We start from the raw sequence: 3,545 nt of genomic DNA, 5'->3' as shown, positions 1-3,545 counted from the left end.
GCTCGGCGCCGGAGCGGCAGGCAGGGCGGCGGGCGGCGCGGCGGCGACCGCGAGCCCCGCCGGGCGCGGCGGCGGCAGCCGCAGGCCCGTCATCGGCCGCGGGCCGCTCGGCTGCGGCGCGACCGCCTGCGGGACCATCGCCTCGGGCACGATCTCGACCGGCGCCGGCGCGGGCTCGGCCTGACGCTCGCGGTTAAAGAAGTTCAGGAAGGCTGACGCCGGCGTGGCGGTGCCGAGCGCGATCACGCTCGCGAGCGTGCCGGCGGCGGCGGCTCTCATGAGGGATTGGCTCGGGCGGCGCGAAACCATCGTCACTCCTCGATCACGCGGACTCGACATTACGGGCCCTGCTCGTCGAACCCGCGACCCTCCCTTAGGCGGGTGCTGTGGCGAAACCGCGGCCCCGAGGCTGCGGTTCCCGGGCCAAATCCGCGCGGGGAGCGGATCGTGCCCCGATCAATCCTCGTCGTCCTCGCCGGCGCCGCTTCCGCCGCCGCCGCCGCGATCGTTGAGGATCTCGCGCTTGCCGGCGTGATTCGCCGGGCCGACGATCCCCTCGCGCTCCATCCGCTCCATGATCGAGGCGGCGCGGTTGTAGCCGATCTGGAGGCGGCGCTGGATGTAGGAGGTCGAGGCCTTCTTGTCGCGCAGCACGACCGAGACCGCCTGGTCGTAGAGGTCCCCGCCCGGCTCGCCGAAGGAGCCCTTGTCGAAGACCGCGCCGTCCTCCTCGAGCAGAGCCGCCGCGCCCGCGCCGTCGTCCTCGCTGGTGACGGCCTCGAGATAAGCCGGCCGCCCCTGGCGCTTGAGGTGCTGGACGACCTTCTCGACCTCGTCGTCCGACACGAAGGGCCCGTGCACGCGGGTGATTCGCCCTCCGCCCGCCATGTAGAGCATGTCGCCTTGGCCCAGGAGCTGCTCGGCGCCCATCTCGCCGAGGATCGTGCGGCTGTCGATCTTCGAGGTGACCTGGAAGGAGATGCGGGTGGGGAAGTTCGCCTTGATCGTGCCGGTGATGACGTCGACCGAGGGGCGCTGCGTCGCCATCACGATGTGGATGCCCGCCGCGCGGGCCATCTGGGCGAGGCGCTGGATCGCGCCCTCGATCTCCTTGCCAGCCACCATCATCAGGTCGGCCATCTCGTCGACGATGACGACGATGTAGGGGAGGGGAGCGAGATCCATCTCCTCCTCCTCGTAGGTCGGCTCGCCGGTGTCGCGGTCGAATCCGGTCTGGATCTGGCGCGTGATCACCTCGCCGCGGGCGGCCGCCTCGACGACGCGGGCGTTGAAGCCGTCGATGTTGCGCACGCCGACCTTCGACATCTTGCGATAGCGGTCCTCCATCTCGCGCACCGCCCATTTGAGGGCGACGACGGCCTTCTTCGGGTCGGTGACGACGGGGGTGAGGAGGTGCGGGATGCCGTCGTAGATCGACAATTCCAGCATCTTCGGATCGACCATGATGAGCCGGCACTGCTCGGGCGTATGCCGATAGAGCAGCGACAGGATCATGGTGTTGATCGCCACCGACTTGCCCGAGCCGGTGGTGCCGGCAACGAGCAGGTGCGGCATCTTGGCGAGGTCCGCGATCACCGGCTCGCCGCCGATGGTCTTGCCGAGGCACAGAGCGAGCTTCTGCTTCGAGGCTTCGAAATCGTGGCTCGCGAGGAGCTCGCGCAGATAGACGGTCTCGCGCTTCACGTTCGGCAATTCGATGCCGATCGCGTTGCGGCCCGGCACCACCGCGACGCGGGCGGAGACGGCGGACATCGAGCGGGCGATGTCGTCGGCGAGCGAGATCACGCGGCTCGACTTGGTGCCGGGCGCGGGCTCGAGCTCGTAGAGCGTGACGACGGGGCCGGGGCGCACGTTGATGATCTCGCCGCGCACGCCGAAATCCTCGAGCGTCGATTCGAGGAGCGTCGCGTTCTGCTCGAGCGCGTCCGCCGAGACGGCCGGCTGGGCGGCGCGCTTGGGCTCGGCGAGGAGCGCGAGCGGCGGCAATTCGTATTCCGGCTGGTCGAGAAAGTTCGGCTGCGCCTCGCGCGCGATGCGCTTTCCGGGCTTGAGCGTCTCCTTGGGCATCTGCACGCGCGTCGAGGCGGGCTCCGGATCGGGGTCGAAGGGCGGATCGTCGTCGTAGACGTCCTCCTCGATCGGCTCGGGCTCGGGCACGCGGGCGCGGGCGGGACGGGGCGGCTGCTCGGGAGCGCGCTCCTGCGGGCGCTGCGGGGCGGGCTCGGCCGGGCGGGGCCGGCGCGCCGGGGGCGGCGGCGGCGGATCGTAGGAATCGTCCGCCTCGTCCGCGTATTCGTCGGCGAAGGGCGTCGCGGCGGAGACGGGGCCGCGGTCGTAGCCCGGCTCGTAGCCCCGCTCGTAGGCGGCCTCGCGGGACGGCTCGAGGGAAGCGCGGCGCGCGGGCGGCGCCGGGCGGCGCGGCGCGTAGCCGTCGTCGAGCACGGGCTCGCGGCGGGATGGGGCGGCATAGGCGAAATCGTCGTCGCGCGGCGCGAACATGGCGTTGCGGACGAGGCCGAGCCCGCGCCGCAGGCCCGTGCGGGCGCTGATCGCCGCGTGCGCCACGGCGCCGAGCCAGACGATCAGGCGCCCGGGCTCCTCGTCGCTGCGCGTATCGTCGAGATCCTCCAGATCGACGGGGCCGCGGCGGCGCGGCGGAGGGGCCGGCTCGTAGGCCTCCTCGTCCTCGTCGTGCTCGGCCGCCGACAGACCGCAGGCGGCGCTGATGCTCACGATGGCGATCGCCGCGAAGACGATCCCGACGATCGTGGCGCCGAATCCGCCCGCCGCTCCCGTCAGCGTGCGCGCCGCGCCGACGAGCGCGTCCCCGCTCACGCCGCCGAGCCCCGTCGGCAGCGGCCAGCGGGCGGAGATCGGGAAGGAGGCCGCGACCGCGGTCGCCGCGCCCGCGCCCACCACGAGCAGCGTCAGCCGCAGCGCGATCCGCGGCAGGTCCCCGTGCCGGATGAGCTGCCAACCCCAGATCGCGAGCGGCACGAGGATCGCCACCGAACCGAGCCCGACGAGCTGCATCACGAGGTCCGCGAGCACCGCGCCGGGGAAGCCGAGCAGGTTCTGCACCGCCCCGTCGGTCGCGTGGTTCAGGCTCGGATCGGAGACCGACCAGGTCGCGAGCGCGAGCGTCGTCGCCAGCGCGAAGGCGACGAGCGCCATCCCGCCGATCTCGGCCGCGCGCCGGCGCAGGAAGGCGCGCAGCGCATCCTTGAGTTCCTCGGCAGGGGAGACGGCACGGCGTCGTGTGGGCATGAGTCCGGCATTCTTCTCGCGTGTGGGCTCGGCCCGAAGCATAGGAAGAGGCGAGTTAAGGGACGCTTAACCAAGGGCGCCCGCGGGCGGGAAGGGGGGGCTGTCTGGTCCGGATTGCGGAGTGCACGCGAAGCAGAGGCGCCGCGCCTCTCCTTCCCCTCAGGGGAAGGTGGCCCGGCGGCGAAGCCGACGGGTCGGATGGGGTCATTCGCGCCGAAGGCGCGAAGGGGCGTCGTCGTAGTGCTCCGTACGTAAGG

1 protein-coding gene and 1 pseudogene are annotated in these 3,545 nt (G+C 72.2%); both read right to left on the bottom strand.

Annotated elements, in window-relative coordinates; all coding sequences use genetic code 11:
* Positions 1–279, bottom strand: a pseudogene (locus ACK4UM_RS20830) (outer membrane lipoprotein carrier protein LolA); the annotation flags it as partial.
* Positions 280–456: 177 nt separating this feature from the next.
* The gene (locus ACK4UM_RS20825) at positions 457–3,288 is read right to left on the bottom strand and encodes a DNA translocase FtsK (RefSeq protein WP_409802954.1); all 2,832 of its coding nucleotides are present in this window, start codon (positions 3,286–3,288) and stop codon (positions 457–459) included.
* Positions 3,289–3,545 lie beyond the last annotated feature (257 nt).

This window comes from Salinarimonas sp. (assembly GCF_046292825.1).
Classification (GTDB): Bacteria; Pseudomonadota; Alphaproteobacteria; order Rhizobiales; family Beijerinckiaceae; genus Salinarimonas.
This window is presented reverse-complemented; position numbering and strand designations above follow the sequence as displayed.

Bases quoted from the DNA above. Each gene is read 5' to 3' on its own strand.
- ACK4UM_RS20825 (WP_409802954.1), bottom strand. From the start codon at position 3,288: ATGCCCACACGACGCCGTGCCGTCTCCCCTGCCGAGGAACTCAAGGAT.